Source organism: Pseudomonas sp. AC169 (assembly GCF_979258515.1).
On sequence record NZ_OZ409866.1, the window covers coordinates 1,500,926 to 1,521,187 of the forward strand.

A 20,262-nucleotide genomic window follows, 5' to 3' on the forward strand; every position below is an offset into this window, starting at 1 on the left:
CCATGTTTTTGCGCCACGTTATTGTTTTCAGCTTCATCGCCCTGCTCGCTGGTTGCTCGGGTTTCGGTACTCGCGAATCGGTCGAGGGCCACGGCAGTCCGGCTCAATGGGCCGCGAACAAACAACAGCTGACCGGCCTCGACGGCTGGCAGATCGACGGCAAGATCGGCATCCGCGCACCGAAAGATTCCGGTAGCGGCACGTTGTTCTGGTTGCAGCGTCAAGACTATTACGACATTCGCCTGTCCGGCCCGCTGGGTCGCGGCGCGGCACGCCTGACCGGGCGTCCGGGCAAGGTCTCGCTGGAAGTTGCCAACCAGGGTCGCTACGAATCGCAGTCCCCGGAAGCCCTGCTCGAAGAACAGCTGGGCTGGAAGTTGCCAGTGTCGAACCTGGCCTGGTGGGTCCGTGGCCTGCCAGCCCCGGACAGCAAGAGCCGCCTGAACCTGGACGCCAACAGCCGTCTGGCCAACCTGGAACAGGATGGCTGGAAAGTCGAATACACCGCGTACACCGAACAAAACGGTTACTGGCTGCCCGAGCGCATCAAGCTGCACGGCACCGACCTTGATGTAACGCTGGTGATCAAGACCTGGCAACCGCGCAAGTTGGGGCAATAACCCATGACCGCTGCACGCCTGACCCTGCCTTCGCCAGCCAAACTCAACCTGATGCTGCACATTCTCGGTCGTCGTGAAGACGGTTATCACGAGTTGCAGACTTTGTTTCAGTTTGTCGATTACGGCGATGACATCACCTTTGCCGTGCGCGATGACGGCGTGATTCAGTTGCACACCGAATTCGAAGGCGTGCCTCACGACAGCAACCTGATCGTGCGTGCGGCAAAAATGCTTCAGCAACAGTCCGGCTGTTCGCTCGGCATCGATATCTGGATCGATAAAGTGCTGCCCATGGGCGGCGGTATCGGTGGTGGCAGTTCGAACGCGGCAACAACTTTGCTCGGCCTGAATCATCTGTGGCAGTTGGGTTGGGATGAAGATCGCCTCGCCGCTCTTGGCCTTTCGCTAGGTGCCGACGTGCCGGTTTTTGTCCGTGGTCATGCGGCTTTCGCCGAGGGTGTGGGCGAAAAACTGACCCCGGTCGATCCCGAAGAACCGTGGTATCTGGTGCTCGTGCCGCAAGTCTCTGTAAGTACGGCAGAAATTTTTTCCGATCCTTTGTTGACACGTAACACGCCGCCCATTAAAGTGCGCCCCGTTCCCGAGGGAAACAGTCGAAATGACTGCTTGCCGGTGGTTGCAAGGCGTTATCCAGAAGTACGTAACGCATTGGATTTGTTAGGTAAATTTACCGAGGCAAAGCTCACCGGAACTGGAAGTTGTGTGTTTGGGGGCTTCCCAAGCAAAGCTGAAGCTGATAAAGTCTCGGCCCTTCTGACAGAGACCCTTACAGGGTTTGTAGCCAAAGGCAGCAACATTTCGATGTTGCACCGCAAGTTGCAAAGTCTGCTCTAAAGGAACCAGGTGCTCGGCACTTGATGCAACAGATACAGGGGCGTCGCCAAGCGGTAAGGCAGCAGGTTTTGATCCTGCCATGCGTTGGTTCGAATCCAGCCGCCCCTGCCATTTTCTATACTCATCCAGGTTACCCTCAGCCTCTAGGTACTGCGCGTGTCCAAGATGATGGTCTTTACGGGGAACGCTAACCCCGATCTGGCTCGGCGTGTTGTACGTCAGCTGCATATCCCTCTCGGTGACATCTCTGTCGGTAAGTTCTCCGACGGCGAAATTACTGCCGAGATCAATGAAAACGTTCGCGGTAAAGACGTTTTCATTATTCAGCCGACTTGCGCTCCGACCAACGATAACCTGATGGAACTGGTAGTGATGGCTGATGCCTTCCGCCGCTCCTCGGCTACTCGTATCACTGCTGTTATTCCTTATTTTGGTTATGCCCGTCAGGATCGCCGTCCGCGTTCCGCACGTGTGGCTATCAGCGCGAAAGTCGTTGCTGACATGCTTACCGTAGTCGGCATCGACCGTGTTCTCACGGTTGATCTGCATGCTGACCAGATTCAGGGTTTCTTCGATATTCCGGTAGATAACATCTACGGCTCCCCGGTTCTGGTGGATGACATTGAAGATCAGCGCTTCGAAAACCTGATGATCGTGTCTCCGGACATTGGTGGCGTCGTGCGTGCACGTGCCGTTGCCAAATCCCTGGGCGTGGACCTCGGGATCATCGACAAACGCCGTGAGAAAGCCAATCACTCTGAAGTGATGCATATCATCGGTGATGTCGAAGGGCGTACCTGCATTCTGGTCGATGACATGGTCGATACCGCCGGCACTCTGTGCCACGCGGCCAAGGCCCTGAAAGAGCATGGCGCAGCCAAGGTCTTTGCCTACTGCACACACCCTGTGCTGTCGGGTCGGGCCATCGAGAATATCGAAAATTCCGTGCTGGACGAGCTGGTGGTGACCAACACCATCCCGCTGTCCGCTGCAGCACAAGCCTGTGCACGTATCCGTCAACTGGATATCGCACCGGTTGTTGCCGAAGCGGTTCGCCGCATCAGCAATGAAGAATCGATCAGCGCGATGTTCCGCTAAGGGCCCAGCCCTTCGCGAAATGTCTCGTTGACGAAAAGCGCCCCGCCCCGGCATTCCTGCCGGGGCGGGGCTTTTTTGCCCATACCGTGTTTGGCGCTGGTCGCAAACGCCACTCCGGTCATGGCTATTTTGGAGATACAAAATGAACGATTTTACTCTGAATGCTGAAGTGCGTTCCGACCTGGGGAAAGGTGCGAGCCGCCGCCTGCGTCGTCTCGCCGCGCTGGTTCCAGCTGTTGTTTACGGTGGCGAAAAAGCCCCTGAATCCATCAGCATGCTGGCCAAAGAAGTTGCCAAACTGCTCGAAAACGAAGCTGCCTACAGCCACGTTATCGAACTGAACGTTGGCGGCAAAAAGCAGAACGTCATCATCAAAGCTCTGCAACGTCACCCGTCCAAGGGTCACGTTCTGCACGCTGACTTCGTACGCGTCGTAGCCGGTCAGAAACTGACCGCTATCGTGCCTGTGCACTTTGTTGGTGAAGAAGCTCCGATCAAGAAAGGCGGCGAGATCTCGCACGTCCTGAACGAAATCGAAGTAACTTGCCTGCCGAAAGATCTGCCTGAGTTCATCGAAGTCGACCTGTCGGCTCTGGAAATCGGCGCAATCGTCCACCTGTCCGACATCAAAGCCCCTAAAGGCGTTGAGTTCGTTGCACTGGCTCACGGTGACGACAAAGCTGTTGCAAACGTACACGCTCCACGCGTTGCTCCAGAAGCTACCGAAGAAGGCGCAGCAGAGTAATTCACTCTGTTTAGCCTGAGTGAGCAAGTAACATCGCGGACTGGAACGTAGCGAGAAAGCGGGCGAGAACGCGGAGTTTACATCCATGGTAAATGAGCATTTTTCGTCCACTTTCGCCGCTTTCCCTGATCGCGGCGATGTTACCCACCACTCTAAGGAAGGGCCCCTATCGTGACTGCCATCAAACTGATCGTTGGCCTGGGAAATCCAGGCGCCGAATACGACCAGACCCGGCATAACGCAGGGGCCCTTTTTGTTGAGCGCATCGCCCACGCACAGAATGTGAATCTTGTGGCCGATCGCAAATATTTCGGCCTGACCGGGCGCTATTCGCATCAGGGTCAGGATGTTCGTCTGCTGATTCCCACCACTTACATGAACCGCAGCGGCCAGGCCGTGGCGGCACTCGCCGGTTTCTTTCGCATCAAGCCTGAAGAAATCCTCGTGGCGCATGACGAACTCGACTTGCCTCCGGGCGTTGCCAAGCTCAAGCAGGGCGGCGGCCATGGCGGTCACAACGGGTTGCGCGACATCATTGCGCAACTGGGCAATCAGAATACGTTCTACCGCCTGCGGCTTGGCATTGGCCACCCGGGCGTCGCCAGTATGGTTTCAAATTTCGTCCTGGGTCGTGCGCCACGCGCCGAACAGGAAAAACTCGATGCCAGCATCGACTTTGCCCTCGGCGTGCTGCCGGATATCCTCGCCGGTGAATGGAACCGTGCGATGAAAAACCTGCACAGCCAGAAGGCCTGACTCTACTCCGAGGGGAAACACCATGGGATTCAATTGCGGCATCGTCGGCCTGCCTAACGTCGGCAAGTCCACCCTGTTCAACGCCCTGACCAAATCCGGTATCGCGGCCGAGAACTTCCCCTTCTGCACCATCGAGCCGAACAGCGGCATCGTGCCGATGCCGGATCCGCGTCTGGAAGCCCTGGCGGCTATCGTCAATCCGAAGCGCATCCTGCCGACCACCATGGAATTCGTCGACATCGCAGGCCTGGTGGCCGGCGCCTCGAAAGGTGAAGGCCTGGGCAACAAGTTCCTCGCCAACATCCGCGAAACCGACGCGATCGCTCACGTGGTGCGCTGCTTCGAAGACGAAAACGTGATCCACGTTTCCAACAGCGTCGACCCGAAACGCGACATCGAAATCATCGACCTGGAACTGATCTTCGCCGACCTTGACAGCTGCGAGAAGCAACTGCAGAAAGTCGCGCGCAACGCCAAGGGCGGTGACAAGGACGCCGTGGTTCAGAAAGCTCTGCTGGAGCAACTGATCGCGCACTTCACCGAAGCCAAACCGGCACGCAGCCTGATGAAGAACATGAGCGCTGACGAAAAAGCAGTGATCAAGGGCTTCCACCTGCTGACCACCAAACCGGTCATGTACATCGCCAACGTCGCTGAAGACGGTTTCGAGAACAACCCGCACCTGGACGTTGTTCGCGCCATTGCCGAAGAAGAAGGCGCCATGGTCGTTCCGGTCTGCAACAAGATCGAAGCAGAAATCGCCGAGCTCGATGACGGCGAAGAAAAGGACATGTTCCTCGAGGCCCTGGGCCTGGAAGAGCCTGGCCTGAACCGCGTGATCCGCGCCGGCTACGAAATGCTGCACCTGCAGACCTACTTCACCGCCGGTGTCGAAGAAGTCCGCGCCTGGACCGTCAAAGTCGGTGCCACCGCACCTCAGGCTGCCGGCGTGATCCACACCGACTTCGAGAAAGGCTTCATCCGCGCCGAAGTGATCGCCTACAACGACTTCATCCAGTACAAGGGCGAAGCCGGTACCAAAGAAGCCGGTAAATGGCGTCTGGAAGGCAAGGATTACATCGTCAAGGACGGCGACGTGATGCACTTCCGCTTCAACGTGTAAGCGTTGCGCCCAAGAAAAGCCGCGTTTGATACGCGGCTTTTTTGTGCCTGACAGATTGTTAAAAGATCGCAGCCTGCGGCAGCTCCTACATGGGATTGATGTACACCTGTAGGAGCTGCCGAAGGCTGCGATCTTTTGATCTTAGGCCTTTTTGGTGCGCGGCAAGAAGATCGCCAACACGCCAAACAACGGCAGGAACGAGCACAGGAAATACACGTACTCAATCCCGTGCACATCCGCCAGATGCCCCAGCAGCGCCGCGCCAATCCCGCCAAAACCAAACATCAAACCAAAGAAGATTCCGGCGATCATCCCGACATTGCCCGGCACCAGTTCCTGCGCGTACACCACAATCGCCGAGAACGCCGAGGCCAAAATGAAGCCGATCACCACGCTGAGGACACTGGTCCAGAACAGATCGACATGAGGCATCAGCAACGTAAACGGTGCCACACCAAGGATCGAGAACCAGATCACTGCCTTACGCCCGATCTTGTCGCCAATCGGTCCACCGAAGAACGTCCCCGCCGCGACCGCTCCAAGAAACAGGAACAAGTGCAGCTGCGAACTGGCCACCGACAGGTCGAACTTCTCGATCAGGTAGAACGTGAAGTAACTGGTCAGGCTGGCCATGTAGAAATACTTGGAGAACACCAACAACCCCAGCACCACCAACGCACTGGTCACCCTGCCCTTCGACAGCCCGTGAGTCGCCGCTTGACCGGCCTTGAGCTTGAACAGATTCAAGTGATGGGCATACCAGCGGCTGATGCGGTACAGCACAAACAGCGCAAACACCGCGAACAAACCAAACCACGCCACGTTGCCCTGACCGAACGGAATGATGATCGCCGCCGCGAGTAACGGACCGAACGCGGAACCGGCGTTACCGCCAACCTGAAAAGTCGATTGCGCCAGACCAAAACGTCCGCCCGAGGCCAGTCGCGCAATCCGCGAGGCTTCCGGGTGGAACGTCGAGGAACCGATTCCAATCAGCGCCGCCGCCAGCAGAATCAACGGAAAACTGCCGACCATCGACATCATCACAATGCCAATCAATGTGCAGATAGAACCGGCCGGCAACAGCCAAGGTTTCGGATGCCGGTCAGTGTGATAACCGACCCACGGCTGCAACAGTGACGCGGTCAGTTGGAAGGTCAAAGTGATCAGGCCGACTTGAGTAAACGTAAGGCCGTAGTTAGCCTTGAGCATCGGGTAGATCGACGGCAAGACCGACTGAATCAGGTCGTTGATCAAATGCGCCAGCGCCACCGCGCCGATGATACGCATCACCAAAGGACTGCTTTGCGGAGCAGCAGGCGCCGAGGCAGCGGCGGTCTGAACGTTGCTGATAGCCATGGAAGTTTCCGGACAGCAGATGAGTGCACACAGGCAGGTGCGTCAATGTGCCATTTTTCGGTGCGCCAGCGCCATCCCCTTAGCCAGCTAACTAACTGACTGGTCGTCGACAGCAAGGTGATAGCGCAACGCCATGGTCTGAATCTTGCCTTGTTTCAAGCCTTGAACGCGGTGCCCTTACAAAGGGCACCGACAATGGGAAGTTTCGCTACAGAGCCGGCCTACAGAGCGGGCGAGAGTGAACTTTCGAGGCCTTTTAGCAGGGCACAGGTCGCGATCGAAACGAGCGCGATGCACGCTGATGGTGCGTGGTGTCCAGAGGAGTCATGGGGCATGCAGGCTTTCCTTTCACCGGGGATCAAATTGCTGGGGCGGTTTGGCTTCGCCGGTAAATTCCAGTTGTTGTTTCTACTGTTCATTCTGCCGTTGGCCGGCAGCCTGTTGATGATCGGCCAGGACTATCGCGACAAGCTCAACCTGATTTCCGGCGAACGCGCCGGCGTACGGCAGTTGCTCGCACTCGATGCGCTGGACAACCTGCTCGCCGCCCAACGCGACCGCGCCGCCCGTTGGCGCGCCACCGAAACCAATCGCCAACCGACGCCGGCCACGCTCGCCGCCATGGCTGCGTTCGACGCGGTACAACCAGCGGTTCTGCAAGCCACCACAGACTTGGGCAACGCCCTGAAAAACGAAGGCGCGGAAGGCGAAACCCTGACCCGCTACCAGGCGCTGCAAACGGCTCTGAACGGATTAGACTCGAAAAGCCTCAGCAGCGTCGGCTGGTGGCCGGACGGTTACGACCGTTTCACCAACGCCCTCAGCGCCCTGCAAGCGTTGCGCGAACAGATCGTCATGGACAACCGCCTGACCCTCGCGCCGTGGCTGGAAACCTATCTGCTGACACAGATCTCGACACAGCACGCGCCCGACCTGATCGAACGCGTCGGACGTCTCGCAGCGGTCGGCCAGGCCTCGGTGGTCTCCGGACAATTCACCCTGCAAAGCCGTTTGCAATTACGCGACCTGCGCAGTCGTATCGGCGACGCCCGCGAGCAACTGGTCAAAACCGCCACACTGCTTGAAGCACGCCTGCCGAAAGATCAGCAGAGCTGGGCCAGCCAATACCACGACAGCCTGAAACACCTCGATAGCGGTTTGAAGGTGCTGGATGACGGTGTATTCGGCGGCGGCATCAACCTTAAACCGGAGGACTTCGAGCGCAGCCTCGACGCCCTGCTGACCGACCTCGCCGCCCTGCGTCAGCAATCGCTGGTGTCGCTTGATCAGCGCCTCGACGCTTACCACAGCTCGGCGATTCGTCAGTTCATCATCGTTGCAGCGATCTTCGGCTGCCTGCTGCTCGCGGCGCTGTACTTGTTTGTCTGCCTGCAAGCGTCGATTCGGCGTAGTGCCAGCGGCATCACCCTGCTCGCTGAGGCCCTGCGCGACGGCAACCTGAGCCTGCAAGTGCCGGTGGTGGGTCGTGATGAGTTGGCGGCGATCAGCACCGCACTCAACGTTGCCGTGGTGCAACTGCGCAGCAGCATGCTCGGCGTCGATCACGAGACCTCGCAACTGAGCAACGCCGTGCGCAGCCTTAACGAACATTCCAGCGGCGCTCTCGGCGAAGTCGAGGCGCAACAGTTGCAGATCAGCCAGATCGCCGCAGCCGCCACGCAATTGGCCGCGACCTCGCAAGGCGTCGCGCAGAGTTGCGAACAGGCCTCCGGCAGCGCTCAGCACACGCGACGCATCGCCGCCGACAGCAGCCGCGACAGCCAACGCACCACGGCGAGTATTCAGCAGCTCAATCAGCGTTTGAACGACACCGCCGCAGCACTCGGCCGGGTCAGCGAACAAGGTCAGCAGATCCAATTGGTCGTCGACACCATTCGCGGTGTTGCCGAACAAACCAATCTGCTCGCGCTCAACGCCGCTATCGAAGCGGCGCGCGCAGGTGAACAAGGTCGCGGTTTCGCTGTGGTGGCGGACGAAGTGCGCAGCCTGTCGCAACGCACGCAGTCGTCCACCGCACAGATCGCCGGTACGGTCGACAGCTTACGTGCGACAGTTAACGAAGCCGTGAGTTTGATGGAGGCCGCGTGCGGCCAGGCGCAAACCGATGCCGAATCGGTCACCGGTCTCGGTGAACGCCTGGGCGAAATCGCCAGCGCCGTGCAGAGCGTCACCGACACGTTGGCGCAGATCGCCACGGCGGTTGAAGAGCAAGCGAGCACCGCCGACGAGGTCAGCGGCAATATCCAGCAGGTCGATCAGGCGGCCGTGCGTTTGCTTGAGGGTGCACGGGCGGTGAACCTTGCGGCGGATACCCTGAGTCAGGGCAGCCATGCCTTGAGCGCCAATACTGCAAGATTTCAGCTGCGTTGAAGCCCTGCCCGGCCCGGATTTTCCGGGCTGGAGGATAAGCGGTTGAAAATAAGAAGAAATATTTTAAATTTACGCTTGACGCTTTTCCATTTCAGGGGAATAATGCGCGCCACTTGGCTACATAGCTCAGTTGGTTAGAGCATAGCATTCATAATGCTGGGGTCCGGGGTTCAAGTCCCTGTGTAGCCACCAAGTACTAAAAACGGCTTACCGAAAGGTAGGCCGTTTTTTTATGCCTCGAGAAAAGTCTCGGTAACCTGTTACTTCAAAATATCCTTCTCTTCGTTGCTCGCTTTGGTCGCTGCCTGTGCGATCAAGGCGTCAAGCATCTGCGCAATGACCTTCTGTTGGACCTTCGAGAGCTCATTGATGGACTGCAGCCGTCGATACCACGCCGAGGTCAAGCTGCGTCTGGGCCTCTCCGTGTACGAGGGAACCCCGAGCAGGTCTTCAACAGGCACGCGCAGCGCAAATGCCATCTTCACCAGTGTCGTGACCGGCATGCTGCGGGTGCCCTCCTCGTAGCCCTGAAAGGTTTGCCGGGAAAGACCTAAAGCCCGTGCAAACCGAGTCTGTGTGATCTCGTGCACTGTGCGTAAGTGAGCAATACGACTGCCCATCGCCACCAGAAAATCGCGATCCTCATTGGAAACACTCATGACAATGGCCGACTGAAAATAGAGTTGAATGGCAACGGACTCATCCTTTTCATCTGAAATCCATCCTGGAAAAAACGATAGAAACCATCCTCAGGTAAAGGCGCGTAAGTTGTCGACCTGAAAAGTCTGTAGGAAAAACTCAGAAACCCCCTCCATCCAAACCGAAAGACTACAAGCGCAAAACACCGCTGGTTCATCTGAATCAATCGGTCCAGAAGCAGCCGTAGGAAACAGGTTCGATTCAGGTACGAATTGGATTTTTCGTAAACCACGCGCCTGAAACTCACCCCATCGGTTTGCCCGAATTCCCCATTGACCGACAAGCTTCCCTGGCTCGATTCAAAGCCATACAGGGAGTTGGCATGGCTCTATTCAAATCTCTCTTCGATGAAGATTGGCCTTGGGAACGTCCGAGATGGAACGGCTCGTGGGCCGCTTGGAATCCGCCTCCCCCGCCGGAGCCGGTGTACGTCGAAAAGGATGAATGGCCAACGCCCAAGCCCCGCGAAGATCAGGTGTTCGCCAAGTCCTGCACTGTGGGTAACTGGTGCCGAACGGACGCCGGTACGGCACCCGAACCTGCCAGCAACTTCGGCAAGATCATGCTCGCCGGCGCCATGCTCCTGCCCTCCGCCAGCACCGCTGTCGCGACGGCGATTGGTGCCGATCTGGGCCTGGGGCGTTTGGCGGGCGGCGGCATTCTGCAACAACGCCTCAACTGGGCAATTCGCGGCGCTGCTGGGCCGGCCAGCGTGTTCGTCCTCGGGATGCTGCCGACCCGCATGGGCGACGGCACGCTGCACACCGATGAACAACTGCGCCGCATGAGCCGCGCCCCCACTCGTGTGCGCTTCCAGTTTCGGCGTGATGCCGAAGGAGTCATGCAGGTTTACGGCATCCACTCCGGCGCCTCGGGCGATGACTCGGTACGTACTGTCAAAGTCGAGTGGAACAGCGACAACACTGCGATGGAGGCCAAGCTCAACGGCATCACGATTTTGTGGACGCCGCAACGCGGGCCACTCGGTTCAATGCCGCCGCTGGTGTATCCCGAACACGGCGAGCAACTGAACACGATCCTTGTTCATCCAATCGCGGAGAACACCGACAGCCAGATAGAAGGCCTGCCCGGCGAGGACATGACTGCCGAGGATTGTATTCTGGTGTTTCCGGCGGACACTGGGCTTAAGTCGCTTTATGTGGTGTTTTCGAGGCCGGCCAGACTGACGCCAGGTACGGTGACGGGGGGTGGTGAGGATGTGTCGGGGATATGGCTCATCGGAGCAAGCTCTGGGGTAGGAGTCCAATTCCGACGGACGTGGCAGACTCACTGCGTGGACGCGACTTCAAAAGCTTCGACTCGTTCAGAGCAGCCCTTTGGAAAGCCGTTTCGGAGTCAGCCGTGGTGGATCAGTTCATCAAACAGAACGCTGGCCGTATGCGTAAAGGCAAGGCACCACGTGTGCGCAAAGCCGATAGCGTCGGAGGTAGAAGATCTTACGAACTTCATCACCTCGAAAAAATATCAGAGGGCGGCGGCGTTTACGACGTAGATAATCTGCGAGTGAACACGCCGCGAAACCACATCGATATCCACCGGAACGAATAGGTTAGCCATGACAGACAAATTATTGAAAAACAGCATTTCGGAGTACACCGAGGCCGAGTTCATCGCGCTGCTGGAAGAGCTCGCTAAAGAAGATGAAGAAGCAGAAAGCGATGATCGCGCTGACTTACTGCTGTTGCACTTCGAGAAAATCAGCGAACACCCAGCTGGCTCGGATCTGATCTATTACCCGGGGTCTGGTGCGGATAGCTCCCCTCAGGGCGTAACGAAAATTGTAAAAGAATGGCGAGCAGCGCAGGGTTTGCCGGGCTTCAAGCAGTAAGTGCTTTTAAATATCTCGAGACAACCCCGAACTTGTGGCGAGGGGATAAACCTCCTCACCACAAGGCTACGCCTGATCTACTCAGGCTGCTTTGACGATAGGGCTGCCAACCCCTTCGCCCAAATCTGCCGAGTCCGCAGCCCCACCATCGCCCGCCAATCCGGATCGGCCGGATAAAACTGCTCCAGCAGATTCAACTTGATCCCCCGCCCCGTCGCATCCAGCGGATCGCCATGCAAATGCAGCCAATGGTCATCGCGCAAATGCCGGTGCACATCCGGCCCCGGATACGTCCCGCACTCGATCACGAACGGCATCAACTGCACGTCCGGTAGAGCATTGAGCAACGCCTGCGAGGTGTACCCGGTAGCCGTCGCTGCCACACCGGTTTCGCTCAAGGTGTCGGCGCCAGTGTGCAGCGTGTAAAGCCATGGGCCATAAATTGCCTGGGCCTGCGCGAGTGCCGGGTACGGCGCCTGGGTGATGGTCAGCAACATCGGATGACCGTACTCGCCAGCGCCGGTGTGCAGGTCGAAACACATCACGGTTTCAGCGCCAGCCAGATGCGTTTCGATGATTTGATGCAGCGTGCGGTTCGACCAACTCGGCGCGCGGCCACCGTAAAACAGTCCATCGGGATGACTGTGCTGACCGCCCTCGACAATCGACATCACCGCTGGCCAACCGTGTTGGTTGATCTGCGCGTCGAGCAAGGCATCGGCGCGTTGGCGCTCGGGGCCGTGCAAATCGGCGCAGGCGTAGATTTCATGCAGTGCGGCGTAAGCGCGGTTATCTGGGAGAGGCCCGGTGAAATCCAGGTAATTGCGGTTGAGGTCGATGTTGTCTTCGTTGACCCGACGTAACCACGCCGTGCCCCATGGGTTGATCAGGTGAACCATGACCACTGCGACATCGTTGGGCAGCGAGCCGGGTTCGAAGGTTTTCAGCCAATCGATCTGACAGTCCGAGCCGTAATAGCCCTCGACTCCGTGCGTGCCGCTGAGCGCTACCAGTCGGCGTTTGGCCTGTGGATCACCGAGCACGGCGACGTCGGTGCTCAGGGGTTCACCAAAGGGGCCGCAACGTGGATGTGCGTAGGAGGTGAGCGTGGCGCCGGCTGCGTTGGCGGCGTTGATGAACTGATCGCGTTGATCGCGGTAGCTGGCTTCGGTGGGGAACTCGCTGTGCATATCGGTCTCTTGTTGATCTTGTAATTGTGGGAGCGAGCTTGCTCGCGAAAGCGGTTGGACATTCAACATTTCTGCCGACTGACACTGCGCATTCGCGAGCAAGCTCGCTCCCACAGGTGCTCAGTGCAGCTCAACGGATTTGCGGTTGACCCTAGCGAACATCCGCCCCGAAAAGAAAGACAAAAATGCCCACCGGTTTGCGTCGCGACCGAGCGGTCGATAAAGTCCCTGAGACTTTTATCCCACGGACGGAGAGCCCGCGTGTTTTCAGCCTTGCCCTTGAGCCGTTTTCGCCTGCCAGCCCTGACGCTGATCATCAGCGCCCTGACCCTCACCGCATGCAACGCCCCGCCCTCCTCGACCTTGCCGCTGGCACCGGAAGCCGCATCCGGTTTTCGCACCGATCTGCAAACCCGTCACGCCAGCAAACACATGGCCGCCGCTGCCAATCCCTTGGCTGCTGAAGCCGGTCGGGAGATGCTGCGTCAGGGCGGTTCGGCGATTGATGCGGCGATTGCGATGCAAGCCGTGCTGACCCTGGTTGAACCGCAATCGTCCGGGATCGGCGGCGGCGCGATGATCGTGTTGTGGGACGGCAAACAGGTGCGCACGTATGACGGCCGCGAAACCGCACCGGCTGGCGCCACCGAGAAGCTGTTCTTGCGCGCCGACGGCCAACCGATGGCTTTCCCGCAGGCGCAGATCGGCGGTCGCTCGGTCGGTACGCCGGGCGTGTTGCGCGCACTGGAGCTGGCGCATCAACAACACGGTCGCCTGCCTTGGGCGAAGCTGTTTGAACCGGCGATCAAACTGTCGGAGCAAGGCTTCGCGATTTCGCCGCGTTTGCATTCTTTGCTGGAAGCAGACCCGGTGATCCGCCAGTCGCCCGACATGGCCAAGTATTTCCTCAACGCTGATGGCAGCGTCAAAGCCGTCGGCACGCGCCTGCGAAACCCGGCGCTGGCGGCAGTGTTCAAACGCATCGCCAACGAAGGTGCGGACGCGTTGTACAAAGGCCCGATCGCCGAAGAAATCGTCGCCAAGGTGCAGGGCCACGCCAACCCCGGCAGCCTGACGCTGAACGATCTGCAGCGCTATCAGGCCAAGGAACGCGCGCCGCTGTGTACCGATTACAAGCGCTGGCAGGTTTGCGGCATGCCGCCACCGTCGTCGGGCGGGATCGCCGTGGCGCAGATTCTCGGCACATTGCAGGCGCTGGAGACACGCGACCCGCGTCTTTCCCTGACACCGCTCAAACCAGTGAAAACCGACAAACCGGCGGGCATCGAACCGGCGCCAGAGGCCGTGCATCTGATCGCCGAAGCCGAACGCCTGGCCTACGCCGACCGCGCGCAGTACGTTGCCGATACCGACTTCGTGCCGGTGCCGGTCAAAGGCCTGGTCGATCCGGGTTACCTGGCCAGCCGAGCCAGCCTGATCGGCGAGCGCAGCATGGGCAGCGCCAAACCGGGCACACCGCCGGGCGTACAAGTGGCCTACGCCCCGGACCGTTCGCCGCTGCGCATCTCCACCTCGCAAGTGGTCGCGGTGGATGACCTCGGTGGCGCGGTGTCGATGACCACTACCATCGAAGCCGCGTTCGGCTCGCACCTGATGGTTCAGGGCTTCTTGCTCAACAACCAGATGACCGACTTCTCGTTCATCCCCGAAGAGAACGGCCAGAAAGTCGCCAACCGCGTCGAACCCGGCAAACGCCCACGCTCGTCGATGGCACCAACGCTGATCTTCGATCGCCACAGCGGCGAATTCGTCGCCACGGTCGGCTCGCCGGGCGGTTCGCAAATCATCGAATACGTGGCGAAAACCACCGTCGGTCTGCTCGACTGGAACCTCGACCCGCAAAGCGCCATCAGCCTGCCCAACTTCGGCAGCCGCAACGGCCCGACCGAACTGGAACAAGGCCAATTCAGCCCGGCGCTGATTCAGGCACTGAAAGACAAAGGGCACACAGTGAATGAAATCGACATGACCAGCGGCACCCAGGCCATCGTGCGGGTCAAGGATGCACAGGGCAAAGCCTCGCTGGAGGGTGGCGCGGATCCACGGCGTGAGGGGGAAGCGCTGGGAGATTGAGGCTAGGACGCAAAACAAAAAAGGCTTACCGCGAGGTAGGCCTTTTGTTCAGCACACTGCGTATTTCAAATCGGGATGTTTAAAAGCTGCGAGGCAAACAGAGAACCGTCCCACAAGGTTTTCAGGTTGTCCGTCGGACGTCAGCTCTCTAGCCTGTACTCGTCGCTGCCAATTCAGTGACCGGGATTGGAAACCCCGAGTAGAACCGAGCGCACAAGCGCCTTTCATAACGTATCCTTGCGCACCTTCATGGTGTGCACTCCGTTATGGCGGCTGTGCGCGGGAGACCTTCGGGTCAACCGGGTTCTCCGTTCCCCGGGTTTCCAACCTGCGTACAGCTGCCACCTATTCGTTCGGAAACCGAATCGGCCAGCTCCTATCCTGATCGGAGAACACCATGAAAAAACCGACACCCAATCCCCCCGAAACAAACACCGACCCAACATCCCCGTACGCAACCATCGACAGCAAAAAACTCAACGAAGCGGCCGACCGCGCCCTCGACCACTACCTCAAACCGACCATTCAGATCATGGCGTCCGCCCGCGTAGCTGAACCCATGTACCTCGCCAACCCGGTTTACGACACCGAATCGCTGCTGGCCAATGCCAGTGAATCCTTGGGTTCGGTCACCGAGATGCTCAACAATTTCGCCGCCGTGCTGGATACCGCGCACCGCAAGACCGCGCTGGGTATCGCGCAAATCGTCATGCTGAGTGAGCTGGCGGTGAATCAGGCGCTGGATAACGTTCAGCCGGTTACGTAGTTTTCGCAATGCATAAAAAATCCGATTCCGTGCAGGCATCGGATTCTTATTTCCTGGCGCTGCCCGGAATAAACCTGGCGCCCCTTATTGCCCTAGAGGCAGACTCCTTTGAAGTGGAGTAATCCATGAACGTACGCCCAATTCATAACGAAGACGACTATCGTGCGGCGCTCAAAAACGTGACTGCACTTTTCGATAACGAGCCAGTACCGGGTACCCCCGGAGGTGATCACTTCGGCATCATGATCAGCCTGATCGAAGCCTATGAGGCCAAACAGTTTCCCATTCAGGGTCTGCGGCTCAGCGATTAGCCACCAGATGAGCGCCGAACAACAGGTAGCAACCACCGGCCAAGCGATCCAGCCATTGTCGCGAACGCTCATACACACCGGCAATCCGCCGACTGGCAAAGAACAGCGCCACGCAGCAATACCAACTGAACGACAGCGTCGCCATGGTCAGCACCGCCAGCGCCAGTAACAGTGGCGGGATGTGAGCCGGCATGGCGGTGGCGAAGATGGTGGCGACAAACAATGCTGACTTGGGATTGGTCATGTTGCCCAGAAAGCCTCGCCCGTAAGCGCCGAGCAATGTCTGCTCCGAGGTATCGAGCGTACCCGCGACAATCGGCGCCTTGCGCTTGAACTGCTTGAGCCCGAGATAGATCAGGTAGCAACCGCCAACAATCTTGAAGCTCAGGTACAGCGTCGGCGCGGCACTGAACAGTGACTGGATGCCCAGGCCACCCGCCAGCCCCCACAACACGGTCCCGCTGGCCACGCCGAGTGCCGCGACGACACCGTGGCGGCGAGAACGGCTGACCGCCAGTTGCGCGATGTTGAAGAAGTTCGGGCCGGGCGTGACCACGGCCACGGTCCACAACAGGGCCAACGACAACAGCGGCGCCAGATAACTTGAAAGGGAAAGATCCATGCGCATGCGCCTGATTGGTTCGACGATGCCCTCTACCTTGCAACATCCTGCAATGTTTTGTCATCAGCCGCTATTCACACCGCTAACGTCTTGCCATCCACCGCATCACCAATCTTGAGGAAATGCCCACCCGCCACGTGGTGCAACGTGCGCAAGCCGTCATGCCCTTCGAAATGCCAGCGCCCGTCGCTGAACACACGTTCGTCGGCGTGGGCGGCGATGACTTCGGCGAGGAACAGGTCGTATTGCTCGTGATTGCGCGGCTCTGGCAGCAAGCGGCATTCGAGCCAGGCGACGCAGCCGTCGAGCAGCGGCGCTTCGACTTTTTCGCCATTGAAGGTCTGTAAGCCGTACGCCTGAAACTTGTCTTGTCCTTGGGTTTGGGTGATGTCCAGGCCCGACGTATTGCCGACGGTTTGCACGATGTCGGCCTGATTGACGCAAGGGACGTTGAGCGCGAAGGTGCCGGAGGCTTCGAGCAACTGGCGGGTCCAGGTGGATTTATCGAGGACGACGGCGACTTTCGGCGGTTCGAAATCCAGCGGCATGGCCCAAGCGGCGGCCATGATGTTGCGCTGGCCATCGTGGGCGGCGCTGACCAGCACGGTCGGCCCGTGGTTGAGCAAACGGTAGGCTTTGTTCAGGGGCACCGGGCGGCGGTGGGAATCGCTCATGGGGTCTGCTCCGGGGAAAAGGAGCCGATTGTAGCGCCAGACCACAGAAAGGTGGCTGGTGAAAAACCTGTGGGAGCGAGCCTGCTCGCGAAGGCGATAGGTCAGTCACATCAGTGTCGAATGACATATCGTATTCGCGAGCAAGCTCGCTCCCACATGGGATCAGTGCGGGTCAGTGGGAGAGTTGGTTGGCGAACTGGCCTACCGCATTCACGACCTTCTGCGCACCATCCTGAATCTCGACAATCACCGTACCCGCCTCCGCCGCCAGCGCCAGCCCTTGTTCAGCCTGGAGTTTGCCGTCGGTCATCAGGGCCACCGCATTGCGCGCCATTTCCTGGTTCTGCCGCACCACGGTGACGATCTCTTCGGTCGCCTGACTGGTGCGCGAGGCCAGTTGCCGCACTTCGTCGGCCACCACGGCAAAACCACGGCCCTGCTCACCGGCGCGCGCCGCCTCAATGGCAGCGTTGAGCGCCAGCAGGTTGGTCTGTTCGGCAATGCCGCTGATGGTTTTGACGATGGTGCCGATCACCTGCGACTGCTCGTTCAGTGCCTCGATGCCCTCACCCGCCGCCTGCATGTGCCGCGACAGATCACGCATCACATTCACCGCCTCGGTGACCACGGTGGTGCCACGTTGCGCGGTGCTGTCGGTTTGCTGCGAAGTGCTGTAGGCAATGCTGGCCGCGTCGGCAACGGCTTGTTCGCGGTTGACCTGATCGGTGATCACCGTGGCGAACTTCACCACTTTGTACAGTTTGTCGTTGGCATCGACCACCGGGTTGTAGGACGCCTCCAGCCAGACCGTACGACCATGGCTGTCGACACGCTTGAAGCGATCAGCCACGAACTCACCGTTGTTCAAACGGCGCCAGAAATTCTGGTACTCGGCGCTGTTGTATTCCTCCGGCGCGCAGAACGTCCGGTGATGTTTGCCCTTGATCTGCGCCAGGCTGTAACCCATGCCACTGAGGAAGCGGTCGTTGGCGTTCAGCACGTTGCCGTTGAGGTCGAACTCGATCACGGCGGTCGAACGCACCAGCGCACCGATCAGATTTTCATGTTCACGGGAGGCTTCAATGGTGCGGGTCAGGTCGCTGGCGAACAGCGAAATGTGCTTGATCCGCCCGTCCGAGGAACGCACCGGTTGCACGATCGAACGCAGCCACGCTTCCTCACCATTGCCGCGCAACAGGCGCACGGCGCCGGCGAAATGCTCGCCGCGGGTCATGGCGTTTTTGAAGCGCTGGTGGAATTCATCAGTCTTCACATGTGCCGGGACGATGTCTTCAATCGCCCGACCGATCAGGTCCTGACTCTTGTAGAGCATCTCGGTGAGGAAGTTCTGGTTGACCGATTGAATACGCCCGTCGGGCTCAAGGTTCAGCACCAGCATCTCGCTTTCCAGGCTTTCCTTTACCTGCACAAGGCTGGAGAGTTCTTCACGAAGAGCGGCCAGCTCTTGCTTCAGGCGTTTGTTGAACATGGGAAAATACCGATGGGCAGGATAGAAAGCGGGATGCAATCTAGCCATCGGCCTTGAAAACCTTTTCTGAAGAGCGCTGGCGACTCGTCAGTCAAAAATAGTTCTGAGCGGTAAAGTCACGCAGTTCCGGCTACCTGACACTGTCCAGGACGCGGCATTCGCGCACCGAAATACGCCGCCGTCAGCAGACCCACCACGCCCATTACTGCGCAGAACATCACACAGATCCATGGACTCCACGGCATCAGACCGATCAGCAACAGCGGTGTGATACTGGCCCAAATGGCGTAGGCAATGTTGTAGGTAAAGGAAATGCCTGACACGCGAATACGTGCCGGGAACAACCCGACCATCACCGACGGCACCGCGCCGACCACGCCGCACGCCAGACCGGCCACGGCATAAGCCAGACCGACCCAATCGCCGCCCATGATCAGGCAGCCATACAACACGCCGATGCCCAGCGGCAGCAGCAGGCTATAGAGCATGACGGTGCGCCAGGCGCCAAGACGATCGACCAGCAACCCGGCGATCACGCAGCCGATATTGAGAAACACGATACCCAAGGCACTGAGGGCGAAGGTGTGGCTGGCGCTCATGCCGAAGGTTTTCTGCATCATGGTCGGGGTGATGACGACGAACACCACCACCGCCGAGGTCAGCACGCAGGTCAGCAGCATCGCCGGCAGCATCGCCAACCGATGCTCCCGCAGCACCGTGCCCAGTGGCAGTTCGACCCGCGCCTCGCGCTGCGCTTCCATCGCCATGAATACCGGAGTTTCGCTCAACCAGCGGCGCAGGTAGACGCCAATCACGCCGAACACACCACCGAGCAGGAACGGATAACGCCAGGCGTAATCGAGAATTTCCGCCGGAGTGAAGACTTGCGCGAGGAACGTCGCGGTCAGCGCGCCGATCAGATAACCGAAAGTCAGGCCGGCCTGCAAAAAGCCCAAGGCATATCCGCGATGGCCGCTAGGCGCATGCTCGGCGACAAACACCCAGGCGCTCGGCACCTCGCCACCGACCGCCGCGCCTTGCAGGATGCGCAGCGCCAGCAACAGCAGCGGCGCGAAATAACCAATCTGCGCATAGGTCGGCATGATCCCGATCAGCAGGCACGGCAGCGCCATCATCAGAATGCTCAGGCTGAAGACTTTCTTGCGCCCGAGTTTATCGGCGAAATGCGCCATCAGAATCCCGCCCAGCGGCCGCGCCAGATAACCGGTGACGAAGATGCCGAAGCTTTGCAGCAGACGCAGCCACTCGGGCATTTCCGGCGGGAAGAACAGCTGGCTGAGGGTCAGGGCGAAGAACACGAAGATAATGAAATCGTAGATTTCCAGCGCGCCGCCAAGGGCCGCAAGGCCGAGGGTCTTGTAGTCGGAACGGCTGAACGGCGCAGGTTTGGCCGTGGATTGGGCAGTCATGGCAAAGAACTCTGAATCAGGCAAAAAACCAAGGCGCCCATGGTCTACGCAAATACGCGGATGGACAACCCGTTAGACCATAGTCCCGGTTTTGCAAAAGCTGCTCACAAAGCATCGGCAGTTGAATTACTGTTAATGCCTGTCCAGCGGGACCACGCCAACGCCGGCAAACCGCCGTGAACCCCATGTGG

18 protein-coding genes, 2 tRNA genes and 3 pseudogenes are annotated in these 20,262 nt (G+C 59.0%); 15 read left to right on the plus strand and 8 right to left on the minus strand.

The features are described 5' to 3' along the window. The first annotated feature begins 2 nt into the window (after nt 1–2). The 7 genes from lolB (at nt 3) to ychF (ending at nt 5,197) form a co-directional block, all read left to right on the plus strand. Nucleotides 3–620, plus strand: coding sequence for a lipoprotein insertase outer membrane protein LolB (lolB, locus tag ACZZ0G_RS06740; RefSeq protein ID WP_038360912.1), 618 nt, complete (start codon nt 3–5; stop codon nt 618–620). Between the two features lie 3 nt (nt 621–623). After that, complete coding sequence (ispE, locus tag ACZZ0G_RS06745) at nt 624–1,475, plus strand: 4-(cytidine 5'-diphospho)-2-C-methyl-D-erythritol kinase (RefSeq protein ID WP_463555682.1); 852 nt, start codon at nt 624–626, stop codon at nt 1,473–1,475. A 36-nt stretch (nt 1,476–1,511) separates the two neighbouring features. Beyond that, nucleotides 1,512–1,586, plus strand: a tRNA-Gln gene (locus tag ACZZ0G_RS06750). Nucleotides 1,587–1,631: 45 nt separating this feature from the next. Further along, the gene (locus ACZZ0G_RS06755; RefSeq protein WP_003171603.1) at nt 1,632–2,573 is read left to right on the plus strand and encodes a ribose-phosphate pyrophosphokinase; all 942 of its coding nucleotides are present in this window, start codon (nt 1,632–1,634) and stop codon (nt 2,571–2,573) included. A 142-nt stretch (nt 2,574–2,715) separates the two neighbouring features. Then, the gene (locus ACZZ0G_RS06760; protein WP_093441442.1) at nt 2,716–3,318 is read left to right on the plus strand and encodes a 50S ribosomal protein L25/general stress protein Ctc; all 603 of its coding nucleotides are present in this window, start codon (nt 2,716–2,718) and stop codon (nt 3,316–3,318) included. 171 nt (nt 3,319–3,489) lie between these two features. Continuing rightward, nucleotides 3,490–4,074: an aminoacyl-tRNA hydrolase gene (gene pth / locus ACZZ0G_RS06765; RefSeq protein ID WP_008079560.1), complete on the plus strand. Its 585-nt coding sequence runs from the start codon at nt 3,490–3,492 to the stop codon at nt 4,072–4,074. Nucleotides 4,075–4,096: 22 nt separating this feature from the next. Further along, nucleotides 4,097–5,197: a redox-regulated ATPase YchF gene (gene ychF / locus ACZZ0G_RS06770; protein WP_007912904.1), complete on the plus strand. Its 1,101-nt coding sequence runs from the start codon at nt 4,097–4,099 to the stop codon at nt 5,195–5,197. A 141-nt stretch (nt 5,198–5,338) separates the two neighbouring features. On the opposite strand, the gene ACZZ0G_RS06775 is transcribed toward ychF, so the two are convergent. Beyond that, entirely contained in the window at nt 5,339–6,556 is a 1,218-nt protein-coding gene (locus tag ACZZ0G_RS06775; RefSeq protein WP_463555683.1) for an MFS transporter, read from the minus strand. A gap of 333 nt (nt 6,557–6,889) precedes the next feature. Between ACZZ0G_RS06775 and ACZZ0G_RS06780 the strand changes: the two genes are divergently transcribed. Together ACZZ0G_RS06780 and ACZZ0G_RS06785 are read left to right on the plus strand one after the other, a co-directional pair. Next, the gene (locus tag ACZZ0G_RS06780; protein ID WP_463555684.1) at nt 6,890–8,947 is read left to right on the plus strand and encodes a methyl-accepting chemotaxis protein; all 2,058 of its coding nucleotides are present in this window, start codon (nt 6,890–6,892) and stop codon (nt 8,945–8,947) included. 115 nt (nt 8,948–9,062) lie between these two features. After that, nucleotides 9,063–9,139, plus strand: a tRNA-Met gene (locus tag ACZZ0G_RS06785). A 68-nt stretch (nt 9,140–9,207) separates the two neighbouring features. Here ACZZ0G_RS06785 and ACZZ0G_RS06790 read toward each other — a convergent pair. Beyond that, nucleotides 9,208–9,606, minus strand: a complete 399-nt coding sequence (locus ACZZ0G_RS06790; RefSeq protein ID WP_463555685.1) for a helix-turn-helix domain-containing protein — start codon at nt 9,604–9,606, stop codon at nt 9,208–9,210. Between the two features lie 824 nt (nt 9,607–10,430). Between ACZZ0G_RS06790 and ACZZ0G_RS06795 the strand changes: the two are divergent. The 3 genes and pseudogenes from ACZZ0G_RS06795 to ACZZ0G_RS06805 all read left to right on the plus strand — a co-directional run. Continuing rightward, nucleotides 10,431–10,751 (plus strand): annotated as a pseudogene (locus ACZZ0G_RS06795) (S-type pyocin domain-containing protein); the annotation flags it as partial. A 125-nt stretch (nt 10,752–10,876) separates the two neighbouring features. Continuing rightward, on the plus strand, nt 10,877–11,215 hold the full coding sequence (locus ACZZ0G_RS06800; RefSeq protein WP_463558833.1) for an HNH endonuclease: 339 nt from the start codon (nt 10,877–10,879) through the stop codon (nt 11,213–11,215). 7 nt (nt 11,216–11,222) lie between these two features. After that, nucleotides 11,223–11,495 (plus strand): bacteriocin immunity protein, encoded by a 273-nt coding sequence (locus ACZZ0G_RS06805; RefSeq protein ID WP_463555686.1) that lies wholly within the window; start codon nt 11,223–11,225, stop codon nt 11,493–11,495. 77 nt (nt 11,496–11,572) lie between these two features. On the opposite strand, the gene ACZZ0G_RS06810 is transcribed toward ACZZ0G_RS06805, so the two are convergent. Continuing rightward, the gene (locus tag ACZZ0G_RS06810; RefSeq protein ID WP_463555687.1) at nt 11,573–12,685 is read right to left on the minus strand and encodes a DUF2817 domain-containing protein; all 1,113 of its coding nucleotides are present in this window, start codon (nt 12,683–12,685) and stop codon (nt 11,573–11,575) included. A gap of 261 nt (nt 12,686–12,946) precedes the next feature. On the opposite strand from ACZZ0G_RS06810, the gene ggt reads away from it, so the two are divergent. The 3 genes and pseudogenes from ggt to ACZZ0G_RS06825 form a co-directional block, all read left to right on the plus strand. Beyond that, entirely contained in the window at nt 12,947–14,779 is a 1,833-nt protein-coding gene (gene ggt, locus ACZZ0G_RS06815; protein WP_463555688.1) for a gamma-glutamyltransferase, read from the plus strand. A 397-nt stretch (nt 14,780–15,176) separates the two neighbouring features. Beyond that, nucleotides 15,177–15,545, plus strand: a complete 369-nt coding sequence (locus ACZZ0G_RS06820) for a DUF6124 family protein (protein WP_463555689.1) — start codon at nt 15,177–15,179, stop codon at nt 15,543–15,545. Between the two features lie 125 nt (nt 15,546–15,670). Beyond that, nucleotides 15,671–15,832, plus strand: a pseudogene (locus tag ACZZ0G_RS06825) (transcriptional regulator); the annotation flags it as partial. A gap of 13 nt (nt 15,833–15,845) precedes the next feature. Here ACZZ0G_RS06825 and ACZZ0G_RS06830 read toward each other — a convergent pair. From ACZZ0G_RS06830 to ACZZ0G_RS06850, 5 genes and pseudogenes are all read right to left on the minus strand, one after another. Then, nucleotides 15,846–16,478 (minus strand): LysE family translocator, encoded by a 633-nt coding sequence (locus ACZZ0G_RS06830; RefSeq protein ID WP_463555690.1) that lies wholly within the window; start codon nt 16,476–16,478, stop codon nt 15,846–15,848. 74 nt (nt 16,479–16,552) lie between these two features. Next, nucleotides 16,553–17,152, minus strand: coding sequence for a flavin reductase family protein (locus ACZZ0G_RS06835; RefSeq protein WP_463555691.1), 600 nt, complete (start codon nt 17,150–17,152; stop codon nt 16,553–16,555). 172 nt (nt 17,153–17,324) lie between these two features. Continuing rightward, nucleotides 17,325–17,885: a methyl-accepting chemotaxis protein gene (locus ACZZ0G_RS06840; protein WP_371748318.1), complete on the minus strand. Its 561-nt coding sequence runs from the start codon at nt 17,883–17,885 to the stop codon at nt 17,325–17,327. Further along, nucleotides 17,865–18,689: pseudogene (locus ACZZ0G_RS06845) on the minus strand (PAS domain-containing protein); the annotation flags it as partial. The gene ACZZ0G_RS06840 and the pseudogene ACZZ0G_RS06845, both read right to left, overlap by 21 nt. Before the next feature lie 68 nt (nt 18,690–18,757). Next, nucleotides 18,758–20,071: an MFS transporter gene (locus tag ACZZ0G_RS06850; RefSeq protein ID WP_463555692.1), complete on the minus strand. Its 1,314-nt coding sequence runs from the start codon at nt 20,069–20,071 to the stop codon at nt 18,758–18,760. Nucleotides 20,072–20,262: the final 191 nt, after the last annotated feature.